General features: G+C 24.7%; 18 protein-coding genes and 3 tRNA genes. 10 read left to right on the top strand and 11 right to left on the bottom strand.

Features of this window, described 5'->3' with window-relative positions:
- Positions 1-27: 27 nt before the first annotated feature.
- The 3 genes from H0H57_RS01810 (at position 28) to H0H57_RS01800 (ending at position 3,587) form a co-directional block, all read left to right on the top strand.
- Entirely contained in the window at positions 28-852 is an 825-nt protein-coding gene (locus tag H0H57_RS01810) for a serine O-acetyltransferase (protein WP_185863601.1), read from the top strand.
- A gap of 5 nt (positions 853-857) precedes the next feature.
- A complete protein-coding gene (cysK, locus tag H0H57_RS01805) occupies positions 858-1,766 on the top strand; it encodes a cysteine synthase A (RefSeq protein ID WP_185863600.1) in 909 nt (302 codons plus the stop codon).
- Positions 1,767-1,910: 144 nt separating this feature from the next.
- Positions 1,911-3,587: a diflavin oxidoreductase gene (locus H0H57_RS01800; protein WP_185863599.1), complete on the top strand. Its 1,677-nt coding sequence runs from the start codon at positions 1,911-1,913 to the stop codon at positions 3,585-3,587.
- Between the two features lie 45 nt (positions 3,588-3,632).
- Here the strand turns inward: H0H57_RS01800 and H0H57_RS01795 are convergent, their stop codons facing one another.
- The 3 genes from H0H57_RS01795 to H0H57_RS01785 are packed head-to-tail and all read right to left on the bottom strand — an operon-like array spanning position 3,633 to position 7,985.
- Positions 3,633-4,586 (bottom strand): NAD(P)-dependent oxidoreductase, encoded by a 954-nt coding sequence (locus H0H57_RS01795; RefSeq protein WP_185863598.1) that lies wholly within the window; start codon positions 4,584-4,586, stop codon positions 3,633-3,635.
- 25 nt (positions 4,587-4,611) lie between these two features.
- Complete coding sequence (locus H0H57_RS01790) at positions 4,612-6,906, bottom strand: transglycosylase domain-containing protein (protein ID WP_185863597.1); 2,295 nt, start codon at positions 6,904-6,906, stop codon at positions 4,612-4,614.
- Positions 6,907-6,941: 35 nt separating this feature from the next.
- Complete coding sequence (locus tag H0H57_RS01785) at positions 6,942-7,985, bottom strand: PSP1 domain-containing protein (RefSeq protein ID WP_185863596.1); 1,044 nt, start codon at positions 7,983-7,985, stop codon at positions 6,942-6,944.
- 87 nt (positions 7,986-8,072) lie between these two features.
- Here H0H57_RS01785 and coaD point away from each other — a divergent pair, with 87 nt between their 5' ends.
- Positions 8,073-8,543 carry a pantetheine-phosphate adenylyltransferase gene (gene coaD / locus H0H57_RS01780; protein ID WP_185863595.1) on the top strand — a complete coding sequence of 157 codons (471 nt, stop codon included), beginning with the start codon at positions 8,073-8,075 and terminating at the stop codon, positions 8,541-8,543.
- A gap of 22 nt (positions 8,544-8,565) precedes the next feature.
- On the opposite strand, the gene rnr is transcribed toward coaD, so the two are convergent.
- Positions 8,566-10,524 (bottom strand): ribonuclease R, encoded by a 1,959-nt coding sequence (gene rnr, locus H0H57_RS01775; RefSeq protein WP_185863594.1) that lies wholly within the window; start codon positions 10,522-10,524, stop codon positions 8,566-8,568.
- A 166-nt stretch (positions 10,525-10,690) separates the two neighbouring features.
- Here rnr and H0H57_RS01770 point away from each other — a divergent pair, with 166 nt between their 5' ends.
- Complete coding sequence (locus H0H57_RS01770) at positions 10,691-11,509, top strand: glycogen/starch synthase (RefSeq protein WP_185863593.1); 819 nt, start codon at positions 10,691-10,693, stop codon at positions 11,507-11,509.
- A 26-nt stretch (positions 11,510-11,535) separates the two neighbouring features.
- A complete protein-coding gene (gene glmS / locus H0H57_RS01765; RefSeq protein WP_185863592.1) occupies positions 11,536-13,386 on the top strand; it encodes a glutamine--fructose-6-phosphate transaminase (isomerizing) in 1,851 nt (616 codons plus the stop codon).
- 70 nt (positions 13,387-13,456) lie between these two features.
- Here glmS and H0H57_RS01760 read toward each other — a convergent pair whose 3' ends face one another.
- From H0H57_RS01760 to H0H57_RS01740, 5 genes are all read right to left on the bottom strand, one after another.
- Entirely contained in the window at positions 13,457-14,194 is a 738-nt protein-coding gene (locus tag H0H57_RS01760; RefSeq protein ID WP_185863591.1) for a uroporphyrinogen-III synthase, read from the bottom strand.
- Between the two features lie 70 nt (positions 14,195-14,264).
- Positions 14,265-14,335: transfer RNA gene (locus H0H57_RS01755), tRNA-Cys, on the bottom strand.
- Between the two features lie 19 nt (positions 14,336-14,354).
- Positions 14,355-14,708, bottom strand: a complete 354-nt coding sequence (folB, locus tag H0H57_RS01750) for a dihydroneopterin aldolase (protein ID WP_185863590.1) — start codon at positions 14,706-14,708, stop codon at positions 14,355-14,357.
- A gap of 11 nt (positions 14,709-14,719) precedes the next feature.
- Positions 14,720-15,334, bottom strand: coding sequence for a superoxide dismutase (locus H0H57_RS01745; RefSeq protein WP_185863589.1), 615 nt, complete (start codon positions 15,332-15,334; stop codon positions 14,720-14,722).
- Positions 15,335-15,392: 58 nt separating this feature from the next.
- On the bottom strand, positions 15,393-16,601 hold the full coding sequence (locus H0H57_RS01740; RefSeq protein WP_185863588.1) for a phosphoglycerate kinase: 1,209 nt from the start codon (positions 16,599-16,601) through the stop codon (positions 15,393-15,395).
- A 134-nt stretch (positions 16,602-16,735) separates the two neighbouring features.
- Here H0H57_RS01740 and H0H57_RS01735 point away from each other — a divergent pair, with 134 nt between their 5' ends.
- The 3 genes from H0H57_RS01735 to H0H57_RS01725 all read left to right on the top strand — a co-directional run bounded on the left by H0H57_RS01735 (position 16,736) and on the right by H0H57_RS01725 (position 17,328).
- Positions 16,736-17,185 carry an RpiB/LacA/LacB family sugar-phosphate isomerase gene (locus tag H0H57_RS01735; RefSeq protein WP_185863587.1) on the top strand — a complete coding sequence of 150 codons (450 nt, stop codon included), beginning with the start codon at positions 16,736-16,738 and terminating at the stop codon, positions 17,183-17,185.
- A tRNA-Asn gene (locus H0H57_RS01730) sits at positions 17,176-17,249 on the top strand. Before H0H57_RS01735 ends, H0H57_RS01730 begins: the two co-directional genes overlap by 10 nt.
- A gap of 4 nt (positions 17,250-17,253) precedes the next feature.
- Positions 17,254-17,328 (top strand) — tRNA-OTHER (locus tag H0H57_RS01725).
- A 3-nt stretch (positions 17,329-17,331) separates the two neighbouring features.
- On the opposite strand, the gene gmk is transcribed toward H0H57_RS01725, so the two are convergent.
- Positions 17,332-17,913, bottom strand: a complete 582-nt coding sequence (gmk, locus tag H0H57_RS01720; protein ID WP_185864089.1) for a guanylate kinase — start codon at positions 17,911-17,913, stop codon at positions 17,332-17,334.
- A gap of 67 nt (positions 17,914-17,980) precedes the next feature.
- Here gmk and H0H57_RS01715 point away from each other — a divergent pair, with 67 nt between their 5' ends.
- On the top strand, positions 17,981-18,970 hold the full coding sequence (locus tag H0H57_RS01715) for an aspartate-semialdehyde dehydrogenase (protein WP_185863586.1): 990 nt from the start codon (positions 17,981-17,983) through the stop codon (positions 18,968-18,970).
- On the opposite strand, the gene rsmI is transcribed toward H0H57_RS01715, so the two are convergent.
- The gene (gene rsmI / locus H0H57_RS01710) at positions 18,967-19,641 is read right to left on the bottom strand and encodes a 16S rRNA (cytidine(1402)-2'-O)-methyltransferase (RefSeq protein ID WP_185863585.1); all 675 of its coding nucleotides are present in this window, start codon (positions 19,639-19,641) and stop codon (positions 18,967-18,969) included. The two genes, H0H57_RS01715 and rsmI, sit on opposite strands and share 4 nt — an antisense overlap.
- Positions 19,642-19,804 lie beyond the last annotated feature (163 nt).

Here is a 19,804-nt window from a genome sequence, read left to right as displayed (position 1 = left end):
TAATCCAATAAAATCAAAAAAAAATAAATGTTAGATTTTTTAACAACTATATTCGAAAATAATAAAAATAAAAAGATTATTCCTAATAAAAATAAATCTGAAATTTTTGTGAAAAAATTATTTCATACTTTATTTACTCCTAATCAGAATATTTTGAATGATGTAGTTTTTTTTAAAAAAGAATACGAAAAATTACAAATACTTTTGTATGAAATTTTTATTGAATTGAATATAAATAAAAAAAATTCTAATACTCTTACTCGAGTTTTTTTTCAAGAAATTCCTAATATTTATCAAACGTTGATAATAGATGCTAATGCAATATTAAAATCTGATCCTGCCGCAACAGTTATAGAAGAAATTTTTCTTTCTTATCCCGGTTTTTTTGCTACTGCATTATATAGGATTGCACATCAATTATGGATTCAAAAAATTCCAATTATTCCCAGATTGATTACAGAATATGCACACAGTAAAACGGGAGTGGATATCCATGCATCTGCAACAATAGGAAAGGCTTTCGCTATTGATCATGGAACAGGAATTGTTATAGGTTCTAGTACGAAAATAGGAGATAAAGTTAAAATCTATCAAGGTGTAACTTTAGGAGCTATTTATGTAGATAAAAAATTAGCAAATACAAAACGTCATCCTACAATAGAAGATAAAGTCACAATCTATGCTGGGGCCACTGTTTTAGGAGGAAAAACTATAATAGGTCATGATAGTGTACTTGGAGGGAATGTTTGGTTGACAAAAAGTATACCTCCTTTTTCTATAGTATATCAAAAAAACGAAATAAAAATGAGAAATAACAGTCCTTTTCCTGATCCCATTAATTTTATGATATAAAAGAAATGAAAGTTGATAGCATTTTAAAAACTATCGGAAATACGCCTCATATACGTATTAAAAGATTATTTCCTAATCATCAGGTATGGATAAAATTGGAAAAAAATAATCCTGGAGGAAGCATAAAAGATAGAATAGCTTTATCTATGATAGAAGATGCAGAAAAAAAAGGAAAAATTCACAAAGGAGATATTATTATAGAACCAACTTCTGGAAATACAGGAATAGGATTAGCTATGGTTTGTTCTGTAAAAGGATATCGTTTAATTTTAGTTATGCCAGAATCTATGAGTATTGAAAGAAGGAAATTATTTTCTATTTTTGGAGCAAAATTTGTTTTAACTTCAAAAGAACAGGGAATGAGAGGAGCAATTCAAAAAGCAGAAGAATTAATTAACACTATTCCAAATTCTTGGATGCCTAAACAATTTGATAATATTTCGAATCCAAATATACATAAAAATACAACGGCAAAAGAAATAATAAACGCTTTTCCTAAAGGAATAGATTATTTCATTACAGGAGTGGGAACTGGAGGTCATATTACCGGAATAGGAGAAGTATTGAAAAATAAGTTTCCGGATATAAAAATATTCTCTGTGGAACCTATAGAATCACCAGTTATATTTGGAGGAGAACCAAATTCTCATGCTTTACAAGGACTAGGTGCAGGTTTTATTCCGTCTATTTTGAATGTCAAAATATTAGATGGTTCTTTTTTAGTCTCTAAAGAAGATGCCTTTCATTATGTTAGAAAAATGGCCAAAAAAGAAGGAATTCTTGTTGGAATATCTACTGGAGCTTCATTGTCTGCTATAGAGAAACAATTATCTAATTTTTCAAAAAAATCCACAATTTTAACAGTAAATTATGATACTGGAGAAAGATATTTATCAGTTGATAATCTTTTTTAAGAAAAAAAAATGAATCATTTTATTTTCTGTTTTTTTAGTTTATTGATTAAAAATGGTAAAATTGTAGTTTTTTCGGTTTTTTTGAATAAAAAAGTTATTCTAAAAATATTATGAACAATTTTATAGTATTAAAAAAAAATTCAAATGTTATCTGAATCAAATAATAAAATATTTTTTAAATTAATAGAAGAATCCTCTCAAGAAGAAATGATATGGATGTGTGGCTATATATCCGGATTATTATTTTATAAAAAAAAAGATTCTAAAGAAATCAAAAAAGAGGAAAAAAAAATTACGTTGGTTTATGGTACAGAAACAGGTAATGCTAAAAACTTAGCTTTTGATATTTATGAAAAAGCTAAAAAAGAAAAAATTCCAATAAAATTAATTAGTTTAGATCAATATTGTTTAAAAAATTTAGAAAAAGAAGATTATTTTTTTATTGTAATGAGTACACATGGGGAAGGAAAACCTCCTTCTTCTGCAAAATCTTTTTTTGATTTTATTCATCATAATAAAAATTTGTTTTTAAAAAATCTGAAATATAGCGTATTAGCATTGGGGGACAAATCCTATACTTATTTTTGTAAAGCAGGAGAAGATGTAGATAAACGTTTGTATGATATAGGAGCAATAAGAATTATTCCATTATACAAATGTGACGTAGATTATGAAAATCAATCAAATAAATGGGGAAACGAAATTTTAAATTTTTTTAAAAAAAAAAAAAATGAAATTTATACGAAAAAAAAAAATCAAAAAATATGTGGAAAAATTTTAAAAAATATAATTTTAAATAATCAAGAAAAAAGTTCGAATAAAGAAATTCATCATATTGAAATTTTCGTTTCAAATAAAATTGAATATTCTCCTGGAGACTCTATAGGTATATTTCCTGAAAATCCTTCTAGAGAAAGAGATCATATTATAGAATATGTAAAAAAAAATAGAAAAAAAGAATTTGAAGAATATAAATATGAAGAAAAAAATAAAATATTTTATCTTTTGAAAAAAAAATTCAATATTCTTTTTTTATCTGAAAACTTTTTAAAGAAATATTCTTTTTTATCAGAAAAAAAAAATATTTCTTTAAAAAAAAAATGGAAACTTATTGATCTTTTAATAAAATTTCCTATGAAAAATGAATTTTCTTTAAAAGATTTAATAAAAATTATAGAGCCTATAAAACCTAGATTATATTCTATTTCTTCATCTCCTAAAGCTCATAAAAATGTTATTCATATTACTGTATCTCGTCATCGTTTTCAATTAAATGGAAAAACGGTATATGGTCATTGTTCTGATTTTTTATCTAAACTTAAAATAGGAGATGAATTATATTTTTTCATTTATAAAAATGAAATATTTAAATTACCTGATTTTGATAAAAATATAATTCTTATTGGACCTGGAACTGGAATTGCTCCTTTTCGTTCTTTTTTATATGAAAGAGAAGCGATAAAAGCTACGGGTAAGAATTGGTTGTTTTTTGGAGATCAACATTTTGATACAGATTTTTTATACAAAAAAGAAATTATAAATTGGAAAAAAAAAGGAATTCTTTATCGTATTATTTTATCTTTTTCTAGAGATCAGGAAAGAAAAATTTATGTGCAAGATAAAATATGGATAAATAGAATAGAATTTTTTTCATGGATCAAAAATGGAGCCTATGTTTATATTTGTGGTAATAAAACTCCTATGAGTGTAGATGTAGAAAAAATGATATCTCGTGTTATAGAAGAAGTAGGGAAATGTAATTCTACATTTTTTTTGAAAAAAATGAAACAAGAAGGAAGATACTTAAAAGATGTATATTAAGAGTCAAAAAAACAAAAAAATTTAATTTTTATAATAATTACAAAATCATGTTTTATGAAGTTTTTGATTTAAAAAAATAATTTTTTCCACAATTTGTCTATCCATTTTAAATTTTGATTCTTTAGTCCATCCTGCAATATGTGGTGTAAATAAGACTTTATTAGAATGAATAAGATAGAAAAAACTTTTATGAAATTTTTGATTTAAAAAAATATTACTATAAGAAAAATTTTCATATTCTAATACATCTAAACATGCTCCATATATTTTTCCATTTTTTAATGCTTTTGCTAAATGACTTGTAATTAAACATCTTCCACGAGAAGTATTTATCAAATAAAAAGGTTTAGAAAATTTTTTTATAAAATTATAGTTTATCATTCCCTTTGTCTTTTTTGTATAAGGAACATGTAAACTTATTACATCTGATTTTTTAAAAATAGTACTTATGTTTACTTGTTTTGCGTAAATATCTCCTACTTCAGGCAAAATGTCATAACAGAATATTTTAGCCTCAAAATTTGATAGTTTTTTTGCAAAAGCTTTTCCTGTGTTTCCATATCCAATAATCCCTATTGTTTTTCCCATAATTTCTATTCCTCTATTGGTCTCTCTGCTCCATTTTCCTGTAATGATTTGTTGATGTGAATGAATTATATGATTCATCATGCATAAAAGCATTCCTATAGCATGTTCTGCTACTGCATCTTTATTTCCTTCTGGAGAAGAAATTAAAGTGATTCCTTTTTTTATAACATAATCTTTATCTATATTTTCTGTTCCAGATCCAATACGAGCTATAAATTTTAAGTTTGTAGCTTTTTCAATAAATTTCTTATCTATTTTTAATCTACTTCTTAAAATGACACCATCATATGTAGATAAATTAATTTGATCTGTTGTATCGTTGTAATTTTCATCGCAAATAAATCCTTTTTTTTTTAATTTATATATAATAAAAGGATGATTTTTATCCAATATTAATATTTTTTTGATCATATATTACTTATTTATCATAATATTTTCAATTTTCTAAATTCAATTTTTTATCAAAATCTATAATTTCTTTTAAAGATTTTTTTTCCTCTTCTTTTTCTTCTTCATTAATCACGTTTTCTTCTTTAATATGATGATGGATTTCATCATTGCAATGATCCCAATAAGATTGATAATTTTTAGGTTTGTGAAACAATAATTTATCATGATAAATCAAATTCATATCTTTATACAAACTTTTCATATAATAAGCCCATATAGGTAAAGCCATATTTGCTCCTTGTCCTAATTTAATGCTATCAAAATGAGAAAATCTATCTTCCCAACCTACCCAAACTCCAGTAGTTAAATTAGGAATCATTCCTATAAACCATCCATCTGAGTTTTCATTTGTTGTTCCTGTTTTTCCAGCTATTTCTCCTATAAGATTGTAAGATTGTAATCTTTTTGCTGTTCCATATTTAACTACTCCTTGCATTAATTTTAACATAATATATCCTACTTCTTCGCTAAAAACTTGTCTTCTACTAATATCTATATGCTCTTTAATTAAATTTCCATTTTCATTCTCTATTTTTACTAAAATAGAGGGTTTTATATAATTTCCATAATTTGTAAATGTATTAAATGCTCCTGTCATTTCATATAAAGTCAAATCAGCAGAACCAAGTGCAATAGATGGATGTTTAGGAATTATAGAAATAATACCCATTTTTTTCGCTAAGCTAATTACTGGACCTGGAGTAATTTTTGAAATTAAACGAGCTGAAATAGTATTCACAGAAAAAGCTAATCCATCTTTTAAAGTGATAAAACCTCCGTATTTTCCATTAGAATTTCTAGGACTCCATTTTCCTAAATGAAATTTTTCATTTGAAATTTTTGTACAAGGATTATAATGTAATTCATTAATAGCTGTAGCATATAAAATAGGTTTAAAAACAGAACCAACTTGACGTTGTGTTTGTGCTACATGATCATATTGAAAATACTTAAAATCTATTCCTCCTACCCATGCTTTAATAAATCCGGTAGATGACTCTACTGATAACATTCCTGCTTGTATAATACTTTTTTGATAACGAATAAAATTCCATGGAGACATAAATACTTTTTTGGATCCTTTCCAAGTAAATAATTTGATTAATTGTGGTTTTTTAAAAATTTCTATAATTTCTTCTTCTTTGAATCCTTTTTGTTTTAAATCTTGATAAAGAGAAGTTCTATGCATAGCAGATATAAGAATCTGTTTTGTTTTTTTTTTAGAAATATTTAAAAATGGAGCATTTTTATTTTTTTTTTGAAAACGATTAAATAAAATTTGTAATTGACTAAGATGTCTTTTTACGGCTTTTTCTGCATAATTTTGCATTTTAGCATCAATTGATGTATATATTTTTAATCCACTAGAATATAGATTAAGTTTTTTTCCAGTTTTTTCTTCATATTCATCTAAAGCTTCTTGAATTTCTTTTTTTAAAAATTCTCCATAATAAGTAAGTAATTCGAAATTTTTTTTTTGTATTTTAAAATTTATTTTTACAGGTTTTTCCAATTCTTTTTTATATCTATGTATATTTAAAAAATTGTATTTTTTCATTTGATGTAAAACCAAATTTCTTTGTTTTTTTGTTCTATCAGGATAATTTCTAGGATTATACAAAGAAGGATTTTCTAGCATCCCCACTAAAATAGCACATTCTCCTAAATTGAGTTCAGAAACTTTTTTATTGAAATAAGTATGAGCTGCTGTTTCTATTCCTTTTGCATTATACAAAAAATCAAATTTATTATAATACATAGTAACAATTTCTTCTTTTGTATAACGTTTTTCTAATTCAATAGCCATTACCCATTCCAAAAGTTTTTGATGGATTCTTTGGATTTTATTTTTTGCAGATGGTCCTGTGAAAAGAAGTTTAGCCAACTGTTGTGATATAGTACTTCCTCCTCCTTTTTTTCCCAAAGAAAGAATGGCTCTAAGAAAAGATTTAATATCAATTCCAGAATGATATTTAAAACGAATGTCTTCTTTTGCAAGAAGGGCATTGACGAGATTTTTTGGAAGTTGTTTATAAGTAACTAAAGTTCTATTTTCGGAAAAAAATTTTCCTAATAGAATTCCATTAGAGTCATATACCTCTGATCCTACTTTCATCGCAGGATTTTCTATATCCTGAGTACTAGGTAAGTCTCCTAAATAACCTTTAAAAGCTGCATAAAAAATAATAATAATAATACTTATTCCTATAATAAATAAAAACCAAAAATAAAAAATAAGTTTATAAAAGAAAGAATTTATTTTTGTACTTTTTTTATACACGAAAAAATTATTTTATTTATGAATAAATGTTTTTGTTATATAGATAGATCTTTAAATGTTAATTCTGTTTTTTGAATAGTATTGATAGTTGATAATTTTTCCAAAGAAGGTGCTATTTTATTTTTTTCTAAAATTTCTTTAATTTTTTTTACTTCTATTTTAAACCAAGTATTGGGATTTTTAATATAAGAAAACCACATTTTTTGTTTAAAAACATCAATTTTCATACATTGAGCTACTCCTTTTTTTGTGTAAATTTTTCTATTGAAATCTGGAAAATTTTTTATAGCATCTAAGTAAGCATCTAATTCATAATTCAAACAACATTTTAATTTACTACATTGTCCGGTTAATTTTTGAATATTTATAGAGAGTTGTTGATATCTTGCTGAATTGGTTGTTACACTTTTAAATTTTTTTAGCCAAGTGGAACAACAAAGTTCACGACCACAAGAACCGATTCCACCAATTTTTGCAGCCTCTTGTCTAGATCCTATTTGACGCATTTCTATACGCGTATGAAAATGAAAAGATAATTTTTTAATTAACTCTCTAAAGTCAATTCTATTTTCAGCTGTATAATAAAAAATAGCCTTTACTCCATCTCCTTGATATTCAACATCACAAATTTTCATAATAAGATTTAGATTTTTTGCAATTTTTTTAGCTTTAAAAAGAATTGTAATTTCTTTTTTTTTTAAATATTTCCAAATATTTACTTCTTTATATGTTGATTTTCTGTATATTTTTTTAAAAGTATTTGAATTAATAGTTTGATTTTTTATTTGTAATCTTACCAATTCTCCAGTTAAATAAACTACTCCTACATCATATCCTATACCGGATTTAGTTTCTACAGTTACAATATCACCCTGATCAAGAGATATGTTTTCTTGATTAAGAAAAAATTCTTTTCTATTATTTTTAAATTGTATTTCTACAATATTATATTTTTTGTCTTCAAAAGGAGATTGAATATTAGATAACCAATCCAATATATTAAGTTCATAACATTTTTTTTTTAAAAAATTTTCTTTTTTTACACATTTATTTAAACAATGATAGCATGATTTGTTCATTATTTATTTTAATAATATTCTAATTTAGAAGAAAAAATAAATGATTTTTTCCAAAAAAAAATTTATATATAAATATATTTCTAAAAAATGAATAAAAAAATAGCAGTATTTCCTGGATCTTTTGATCCTATTACTTTAGGACATTATGATATTATTATTAGGAGTTTAAATTTGTTTGACAAAATTGTTATAGCTATAGGAAAAAATTTTGAAAAAAAAAATATGTTTCCTCTTAAAAAAAGAAAACAGTGGATACAAAAAACTTTTTTAAGTTTATCACAGAAAATAGAGATCGATTCATTCAACGGATTAACAATTTCTTTTTGCATAAAAAGAAAAGCTAAATTTTTATTAAGAGGAATACGAAATCAATTGGATTTTGAATTTGAAAAAAATATATTTTTGATAAATAAAGAATTATACAAAAAACATATTATTGAAACAGTTTTTCTTTTTTCTTCTTATAATAAATCTCATATAAGTTCTTATTTTGTGAGAGATGTGATAAAAAATGGAGGAGATTATACAATATTCGTTCCTTCTTCTGTTAGAATATAACAGTAATGAATTTATGTATTTATTATATATAATCAATCCAATCAAGAATTATTTGTTTTTTTTCTAGATTGACATTCATAAGTTTTACTTTTACTTTATCTCCTAAATAATAAGTTTTTCTTTTTGTTTTTCCAATTATACTATAATTATTCGGATTTAAAATATAAGAATCTTCTTTAATATCACGTAATCTTACCATTCCTTCAGTTTGAAACAATAATAAATCAATATAAACACTCCAATCAGTAAATCCTGTAATAATACCATAAAATTCTTTTCCTATAAATTTTATTATATATTTTACTTGTATGAATTTTAGAAATTCTCTTTCTATATCTATAGCTAAACGTTCTTTATAACTACAATGTAAGGTTTGTTTTTCATAACATTCCATCGTTTTAAGTTTGTATTTTTCATTTGTATTCCTTGTTTTATTTAAATAATAATATAATAAACGATGAGCAATTATATCTGAATATCTTCTTATGGGAGAAGTAAAATGCGTATAATATATGAAAGATAAACCATAATGTCCTATATTTTTTGTAGAATATTTAGCTTTACTCATGGAACGAAGAATTAAATTTTCAATCATATTTTGTTCTGGTTTTCCTTTGATTTGTTTCAGTAAATGATTTATAGCAGTTTTTAAATTTTTTAAATCTAAAAAATAACCTAAAGGTTCTATAATTTTTTTAAGAGATAGAATCTTCTGAAAATCCGGTTTATCATGTACCCTGTAAATGTATAGTTTATTAGAAGGTATTCCATTCAAATTTAAGCTAACAAATTCTGAAATTTTTCGATTAGTTAATAACATAAATTCTTCAATTAAACGATGAGCATCATTGTTTTTTTCCAAATGTAAAGATATTGGATTGTTTTTTTCATCTAGATGAAACTTTACTTCCACTTTTTCCAGATAAATTCCTCCATTTTTTAATCGATTTTGAATTAATATTTTAGAAAATGAAAATAATGTGTAAATATCTTCATAATAATCTCCTTCTTTTTGATCTATAATACATTGAACTTCTTCATATGTGAACTTTCGATCAGATCGTATTATGGTTTTTCCAAACCAATTTTTCAATATTTCTCCTTTACTATTTATATTAAAAATATAAGAAAAACTTAATTTATCTTTTTTTGGTTGTAAAGAACAAAGATCATTAGATAATATTTTTGGAAACATAGGAACAACTTTTCCTACAAAGTAAATTGATGTAGCACGTGAATATGCTTCTTGATCTAATAAACTACCTTCTTTTATATAATGAGAAACATCAGAGATATGTACTCCTATTTCCCAAATATCAGTATTCAATTTTCTAATAGAAAGAGCATCATCAAAATCTTTTGCATTTAAAGGATCTATAGTAAAAGTATTTACGTTTCGCATATCTCTTCTAAATCTTAGATCTGTAATTTGTTCGGAAAAAATTTTTTTAGCTTCATTTTCTATTTTTTTTGAAAAATTATAGGATATTTTATATTCTTCTAATAAAGAATAAATTTCTGTCTTGTATTCTCCAGAAGATCCGAATACTTTTATGATTTTTCCCAAAGGATTTTTCAATTTTTTAGGCCATGATATGATTTGAACTAAAACCTTATCATTGTGATGATACTTCTCCAATTTTTTCATGGAAACTAAAATATCTACATGAATATTATTATTATGTACAATTCCATATTGATCATCAAATTTGATATTTGATTTTTTTAAAATTCCAATAAATTGTTTAGTTTTTCTTTTTATGATTTTTAATACTTCTCCTTCCATTTTCACTCCTTTTCGATTATAATAAAATCTAATTTTTACTAAATCACCTTCTAATGCTTTATGGGTTTTATTTTTTGGAATAAAAACATCTTTTTGTAATTTCTTTATGTGAACAAATGCATATCCATGATTAGTAATTTTAATAAATCCTGTAGATAAATTATTGTAATATTTCTTTTTTATTTTTTTTTTCATGACAAAAACATATCTATCTATAAAAAGTTAAAATCTATAATCTAAAAATTTTTAATAAAAAAATCACTGTTTTATTTTTGTTATTAAACTTAGGATATTATTTATTATATTTGCAATGATCCGATTTTTTACTATATATATAAAAAAATAAAAAATAACTCTTAAGATGACAGGTAAACGTATATTATATGTTTCTTCGGATTTATTTCCTTTTTCTTCAGAGAATCCGATATCCTTATCGGTATTAAAAGCCACTAAGTTTATGCAATCAATAGGAAACGATGTACGTATATTTATGCCTCGTTTTGGAGTCATAAATGAAAGAAGACATCAATTACATGAAGTTATTCGTTTATCAGGCATGAATTTAGTGATTAATGATATTGATCAACCTTTATTAATAAAAGTAGCATCTATTCCTGATGCTAGATTACAAGTTTATTTTATAGATAACGAAGAATATTTCAAAAGAAAAGCAATAGATGAAGATGAAAATGAAGTTTTTTTTATAGACAATGATGAAAGAGCTTTATTTTTTACAAAAGGAGTTTTAGAAACTGTAAAAAGACTAAATTGGAAACCTGATATTATTCATATATATGGATGGATAAGTTCTTTGATTCCTTTATATATTAAAAATTTTTATAAAAATGATCCTGTATATAAAAATGTAAAAATTATCGTATCTATTTATAATAAACCTTTTAAGGGTTTTTTGAATAAAGATATTATTCAAAAAATAAAATTTGATGGTATAACATCCAGAAAATTAAAATTGTTGGAAAATCCAAATTATTTTAATTTAATCAAATTATGTATGTATTTCTCAGATGCAATTATAAAAGGAGATCTTTTTTTTACAGAAGAAATAGAAAGTTTTATAAAATTGAATAAACTATTAGTATTAAAATATTATCCTGTAGAAGAAATAGAAAATGTTTATCAACAATTTTATAAAGAAACTATTTTAGAACAAATAAATTAATTAAATAATAGATATTTTTATCTAAAATGTGTGGTATAATTGGTTATTTGGGTTATAGAGAAGCTTATCCTATTCTTATTAGTGGATTAAAAAAATTGGAATATAGAGGATATGATAGTTCTGGTATTGCTGTTTTTTTTGAAAATGGATATAATTTATATAAGAGAAAGGGAAGAGTTCATGAATTGGAACGAAAAATTTCTTCATATAGAATTAAAATAAAAGGAACAATGGGAATTGGGCATACAAGATGGGCTACTCATGGAATCCCAGATAATATTAACGCTCATCCCCATGTTTCTAATTCTAATGAATTGATTATGATTCATAATGGAATTATAGAAAATTATTATGCTATTAAAATTATTCTGTTGAAAAATGGATTTACTTTTAAGAGTAAAACAGATACAGAGGTTCTTGTTAATTTGATTGAATATATTAAAGAAGAAAATAAATTATCTTTAAAAGAAGCGGTAAGAATTTCATTAAATGAAATTGTTGGTGCATATTCTATTGCTATAGTGGAAAAATCTCATCCCGAAACAATTATTATTGCAAAATTGGGAAGTCCTTTGTCTTTGGGAATTAATGAAAAAGAATTTTTTGTTTCATCTGATCCCATTTCTTTTATAGATTATACAAAAAATGTTCTTTATTTAAAAGATGGAGAAATGGCAATCCTTAAAAAAGGAGAGGAATTAGATCTTAGAAAGATTATAGATAACCATAGATTAAATCCAATTATTAAACAACTTCAAATCAACTTAAAAGAAATTGAGAAAGGAAAATATAAATCTTTCATGTTGAAAGAAATATATGAACAACCTAAAACAATTTTAGATACTTTACGAGGTAGATTATTAATTCCAGAAAAAATTATTTGCATTGATGGAATTGAATCTAACAAAAATATTTTTATAAATGCTAAATGTATAACCATAATAGCATGTGGGACCTCATGGCATGCCAGTTTAATAGGAGAATATTTATTAGAAGAATTGGCACGTATTCGTGTAGAAGTAGAGTATGCTTCTGAATTTCGCTATAGAAACCCTATTGTAGAAAAAAAAGATATCGTCATTGTAATTTCTCAATCAGGAGAAACAGCTGATACTTTAGCCGCTTTGAAATTAGCAAAAAAAAAAGGAGCTTTTGTGTTTGGTATTTGCAATGTAGTAGGATCATCCATCGCACGAAATGTAGATGCAGGAGCTTATACACATGCAGGTCCTGAAATCAGTGTAGCTTCTACGAAAGCTTTTACAGCACAAATTACAGTTCTTGTTTTATTGGCTTTAATTATAGGAAAATATAGATCTACGATTAATGATAATCGTTATAAATTTTTATGTGAAGAACTTGGATCTATTCCAGAAAAAGTTGATTATGCATTAAAAACGGATGATATTATAAAAAAAATATCTCAAGTATATCATAGTGTAAATAATTTTCTTTATTTAGGTAGAGGGATTAATTTTCCGGTAGCTTTAGAAGGGGCTTTAAAATTAAAAGAGATATCCTACCTTCATGCGGAAGGCTATCCTGCAGCAGAAATGAAACATGGTCCGATAGCTTTAGTTGATGAAACTATGCCAGTATTTGTTATTGCGACAAAAAATGAGTGTTACAATAAAATTATAGGAAATATTCAAGAAATAAAAGCTAGAAAAGGAAAAATTATAGCGATTGTTAATGACGATGATATTCAAGTTAATATGTTAGCAGATCATGTGATAAAAATACCGAATATTTCTGAAATACTTAGTCCGTTAATAACGGTTATTCCTCTTCAATTATTTGCTTATCAAATTGCCTATATTCGTGGAAAAAATGTAGATCAACCAAGAAATTTGGCAAAATCAGTAACAGTAGAATAAAATAAATACTGATTCTGAAATTTGAATGTAATTGATTTGTAAAAAACTTTTAATTAGATTCTAACTTATTTTAGTTTTTTATAATATATTTTTCTAAAGCCATAGCCATAGAAGGAAATTCGGGTGTTGGTACTTTTATATCAATTTGTAATCCTGCTTTATAAGCAGCATCTAATGTGTTTTTTCCAAATGTAGCAATTTTGATATTGTTTTGATCAAAATTAGGAAAATTATCAAATAAAGATTTGATTTCTGCTGGACTAAAAAAAACTAAAATATCATAATATATATGTTTTAAATCAGATAAATCGCTAGAAGTTGTTTTATATAAAACAGCTCTTTTCCAAAAAATATTTTGTTGATTTAATATATCAGGAATTTCTGGTTTTAGTATATCCGAAGAAGGTAGAAGGAATTTTTCTTGGGAATGTTTTTGAATATAAGGGAGTATATCTTTGAATGATTTATTTCCAATATGAATTTTTCTTTTTCGAAAAACAATATATTTTTGTAAATAATAAGCTATATTTTTTGTTTGACAAATATATCTCATAGAAACAGGAACTTTAAAACGCATTGATCCTGCCAATCTAAAATAATGATCTACAGATTTTTTACTAATAAAAAAAACTACGGTAAAATCAGAAAAGTTTATTTTCTGTTTTCTTACATCACTGGATGATGCTCCTTTTACTTCTATAAAAGATCGAAAATCAATATTTATATTTCTATTTTTACTAAGTTTTATATATGGGGCATTAGAAGCTCCACTAAGAGGTTGTGAAATCAGAATATTATTTATTTTCATCCTTTTTTATACAATAAAGTTAATTTATTGATTTTTAAAAAAATTTAAATGTATACGGAAAAGTTTAAAAAGGCACAGAGCGGAATCGAACCGCTATGAAAGGTTTTGCAGACCCATGCCTTTCCATTCGGCCACAGTGCCATAAATAAATAAACAATAATCAATCATCTAAAATAATGCATACTCTATCTACATTTCCTTGTAACGGAGGATTTTCCTTACAAATTTTTATTTTTGTATTTTTTATTAAAGATTTTTTATATTCTTTTATTTTTTGAATTATTCTTTGTGCTAAATGTTCAATTAATTTAGAATTAATATTCATTTCTTTTTTGACAATGGAATACAAATCTACATAATTAATAGTTTTAGATAAATCATCATTAGTAGATGCTTGATGAAAATCAAATTCAATTTCCAGATAAATCGTATAATGAGATCCAACATATTTCTCTTCTGGCATACATCCGTGAAATCCAAATAATTTAATATTTTCTAATATAATTTTTCCCACGAAAAAAAATATTATTTATTTTTTGTTTTTTTGTAATTTTCTTCCACTTTTATCCAATTCACTATTTTCCAAAAAGAATAGATATAATCTGAACGACGATTTTGATATTGCAAATAATAAGCGTGTTCCCAAATATCCAATCCTAATATTGGAATTCCTTCACAACCCATTCCATACATAAGAGGGTTATCTTGATTTTTTGTAGAACAAATTGTTAATTTGTCATCTTTTACACATAACCAAGTCCATCCAGAACCAAAATGCTTAGCTGAAATATTGGAAAAATTGTCTTTAAAAGAATCAAAAGAATCAAAGTTTTTTTGAATAATTTCATTGAATTCTCTACTTGGATGAGTATATTTTGTATGAGGAATTAATATTTTCCAAAAAAGATTATGATTATAAAAACCTCCTCCATTATTCCGTATTATTGGAGATTCCATATGAGCTTTTTTTAAAATTTCTATTATGGATAAATTCATCATACTTGTATTTGAAATAGCTTTATTTAAGTTATTTGTGTAAGTAGCATGATGTTTATTATAATGAATATCCATCGTTTTTTTGTCTATATAAGGTTCAAAATCTTTATATGAATAAGGTAATTTTGGAAGTTTAAATGACATAGTTATTTTTTTAATTATGTTTGAAAACAAATATAATCAAAAACCTTGGTATTTATTTTTATATTATTGCATTTATTCCGGGAAGTGTTTTATTTTTTTTTAAACAATCTAACATAGATCCTCCTCCAGTAGATAAATAACTTATTTTTTTATCACAATTTTCCATTTTTAATGAAGCGATAGAATCTCCTCCTCCTACTAAAGAAAATGCACCTTTTTCAGTTACATTTGCAATTGATCTTGCTATGGATCTAGTTCCTAAAGAAAAATTTGAAAATTCGAAAACACCTACAGGTCCATTCCATAAAATGGTTTTGGATTTTTCTATAATGTTGCAAAAATTTTTTATAGAAATAGGACCTATATCTAAACCCATCCATCCATTTGGAATAGAATGAATAGGAACAATTTTAGTATTGGCTTCATTTTTGAATGAATCAGCTATTACTACATCTTTTGGAAGATGTATAATATTAATTTTATTCTGGTATTTCTGAAAAAATTTTTTTAATGTTTTTTCAATTGTTTTATCCTCTTCAATCGTAGAATTTCCTATTTTTCCTCCCTTGATTTTGATAAAAGGATAAGACATTCCCCCACCTATTAGAATAAAATCTGCAAAATCAATAAAATTTTCAATAATTTCTATTTTAGAAGATATTTTTGATCCTCCTAATAAAATAGTAATGGGTTTTTTTCCTTTTCCATATAAAAATTGATCTAAATATTGAATTTCTTTTTTCATAAGGAGACCAATACATTTTTTATTTCCAAAAAATCTTGGAAGAACAGTTATGGAAGTATGAAACCGATGAACTACTCCAAAAGCATCGTTAACATAGATATCTCCTAATTTTGATAATTCATAAGCAAAATTTATATCTTCTTTCTCTTCTTCTTTATAAAAACGTAGATTTTCCAATAACAAAATTTCACCATGTTTTAATTCATGAACTTTGTTTATTACAGCTTCTCCTATACAATCTTCGAAAAAAATTACATTTATTTTTAGTTGTTTGGATAAATGATCAGCTAAAAATTTTAAAGAATAAGTTTTAGAAGGTTTTCCTTTTGGCCTTCCAAAATGAGAAATAAGAACAATTTTTCCTTTTTCGGAAATTATTTTTTGAATAGTAGGAATACTATATTGAATACGTGTATCATCTATGATTTTTTTAAATTTGTTTATGGGAACGTTAAAATCTACTCTTATCAGAGCTGTTTGATTCTCGAAATTGAAATCATAAACAGTTTTTATTTTTTTCATCTAAAAAGACATTATTAAGTACTCTATTTTTAATGATATAATGATATCTACTGTAATGGATAATATATTAAAAGTAATGAAATTTTTCAAATTTTTGATGTATATTTATTTTGTTTTTTTTGCGAAAAAATGTAATGTTAATAGCAATAGGATCTGATCACACGGGGGTACATTATAAATATGCAATCAACAATTTTTTAATGGAACAAGGCCACAAAATCAAAGATTTTGGTTTTTCAGAATATGGAAAACAAGTTGATTATCCTGACTTTATTCATCCTACAGCGGAATTTGTAAATCAAGGAAAAGCTAATTTTGGAATCATTATATGTGGAAGTGGAAATGGAGCAGCTATGACGGCTAATAAATATAAAAAAATTCGTGCCGCTTTAGTATGGAAAAAAGAAATTGCTATTTTAGCAAGAAAACATAATAATGCTAATATTATTAGTTTTCCATCACGTTTTATAGATCAGAATGAAATTATAGAAATTGTAGAAATATTTTTGAAAACAAATTTTGAAGGTGGAAGGCATAAAATAAGGATCGAAAAAATTCCTATAAAATTTATAAATCCTCAGTAGCTCAGTTGGTTAGAGCACCTGACTGTTAATCAGGGTGTCGCTGGTTCGAATCCAGCCTGAGGAGTCATCGGGGTGTAGCTCAATTAGTTATAATATACGTCTGGGGGGGCGTGTGTTTACTGGTTTAAATCCAGTCACCCCGATTTTTATTTTCCATAAATAAAATTGGAAACAATCTGGATCACCTTTTTTTTTGTTTGATATAAATCAATATTGAATAAAACAAAATCAAATAATTTTGCATAACTGTTTTCTTTTATAGCCTTATCTAAACGGATATTTATGTTTGTTTTATTGATTTTTTCATAACAAGATCTTGCAAATAATCTTGTTTTTAAAATTTTTATAGAATTTACCATTATAAATATGGATAAGGAATTATTGGGATATTGTTTTTTTAAATTTAATCCTCCTTTTACATCTATATCGAACAAAATATGTTGATTTAATTTCCAAATTTTGAACATTTCGTTTTTCAACGTTCCATAAAATAATTTAGGATAAACCTCTTCCCATTCTGCGAATTGATGTGTTTTTATTTTGGAAATAAAAGAATTTACAGATAAAAAATAATAATCTTTTCCATGTTTTTCATTGTTCCGAATGGTTCGTGTAGTACATGAAACAGAAAATTTTAATTCCGGAAATTTTGAAAGTAAACAATGTGAAATAGTAGTTTTTCCAGATCCAGAAGGACCTGATAAAATAATCATTTTTCCTTTTTTCATTATTTTATCTAACTTTGTTCCATACATGACATGGAAAATTATGTTTTTGTAAAAAAATTCGTATAAAATGAAATTAGGAATAATTGGAGTAACAGGGATGGTAGGTCGTATAATGATTGATCTTTTAGAAAAAAGAAATTTTCCATTAAAAAAATTGTATTTGTCCGCTTCTAATAAATCTATTGGTAAAAAAATTTTTTTTAAAAAAAAAATATATAAAGTCATCAGTATATATGATTTATTTTTGAAAAAACCTGATATTGTTTTATTTTCAGCAGGATCTGATATATCAAAAAAATGGTCTCAAAAATTTTCAGATATAGGATCTATTGTTATAGATAACTCTTCTGCATGGAGAATGGATTCAGAAAAAAAGTTAATTGTTCCTGAAATTAATGCTTCTTGTTTGTGTAAAAAAGACAAAATAATTGCAAATCCAAATTGTTCTACAATACAATTAGTTATGGTTTTATTTCCTTTACACGTGAAATATGAAATTAGTAGAATTATTGTTTCAACTTACCAATCAGTAACAGGAACTGGAAAACAGGCTTTAAATCAGTTATATCAAGAACAAAAAGGAAATTTTTCTTATAAAGTATATCCGTATCCTATTTATCAAAATGTTTTACCTCATTGTGATCATTTTACAGAAAATAGATATACAATAGAAGAGATGAAATTGATAAATGAAACAAAAAAAATAATGAATGATTATGATATAGGAATAACAGCAACTTCCGTTCGTGTTCCTGTTATAGGAGGGCACTCAGAAAGTGTTAATATTACATTTAAAAAAAAACCGAATATAGATTGTATCTATACAATTCTATTAAAAACAAAAGGAATAATAGTTCAGGATAATCCAAAAGAAAATATTTATCCAATGCCATTATATGCTCATGAAAAAGATGAAGTTTTTGTAGGTAGAATTCGAAAAGACTTTTCGTTTAAAAATTCTATAAATCTTTGGATAGTGGCAGATAATCTCCATAAAGGAGCAGCGACTAATGCAATTCAAATTGCAGAATTTTTGATGAAAAATAAATATATTTAATTTTTTTTCAAAAATTTTTCAATAATGATAGTATATTCTCCTAATATTTTTTTTATACTTTCATAATATAAAATCATTTTTTCTATGTTTCCTCTTGAAATATTTTGGAAATATTTAGATATTTCTTTGCATATAGCAATATTTCTTTTTGATCCAAAAAAATATTTTATATCATTTAATGTTTGTAATAATCTATGAGGAGATTCATATAATATAACAGTTCTATTTTCTTTAGACAAGTTTTCTAGTTTAATTTTTCTTTTTTTTTTGGGTAAAAATCCTATAAAAGTAAATTCATTAGTAGATATACCTGAACAAACTAATGCTGGAACAAAAGCTGTAGATCCAGGTAAACATTCTATAGAGATAGAATCTTTAATACAAGATCTAATAAGTAAAAAACCTGGATCAGATATACTTGGAGTTCCTGCATTAGATATTAACGCTAGTTTTTTTCCTTTTTTTATTTTTTTTATAAGAGAAGGAACTATTTTATGTTCATTGTAAATATTATATTTATTTATATCGTTTTTGATATGATAAAAATCCAATAGTTTTTTGGAAACTTTATAATTTTCTACTAAAATCAAATCTACCTCTTTTAATATTCGTAAACTTCTGAAAGTGAAGTCTTCTAAATTTCCTATAGGAGTAGGAACAATATATAACATACGTTAGAAATATCAAAATTTTTAATGTAAAAAAAAGATATAATAAATCTATTTTTTTTCAAAAAAACCATAACTTTTGTCATGGATTTTTTGAAAAATGTTTGTAATAATTATTATAAATTTTTATCAAATTATAACAATTATTCGATTTAAAATAATTAAA

It is taken from the genome of Blattabacterium cuenoti (assembly GCF_014251755.1).
Classification (GTDB): Bacteria; Bacteroidota; Bacteroidia; order Flavobacteriales; family Blattabacteriaceae; genus Blattabacterium; species Blattabacterium cuenoti_AN.
The sequence above is the reverse complement of the archived record's forward strand: the minus strand, read 5'-3'. Positions and strand labels throughout refer to the sequence as shown.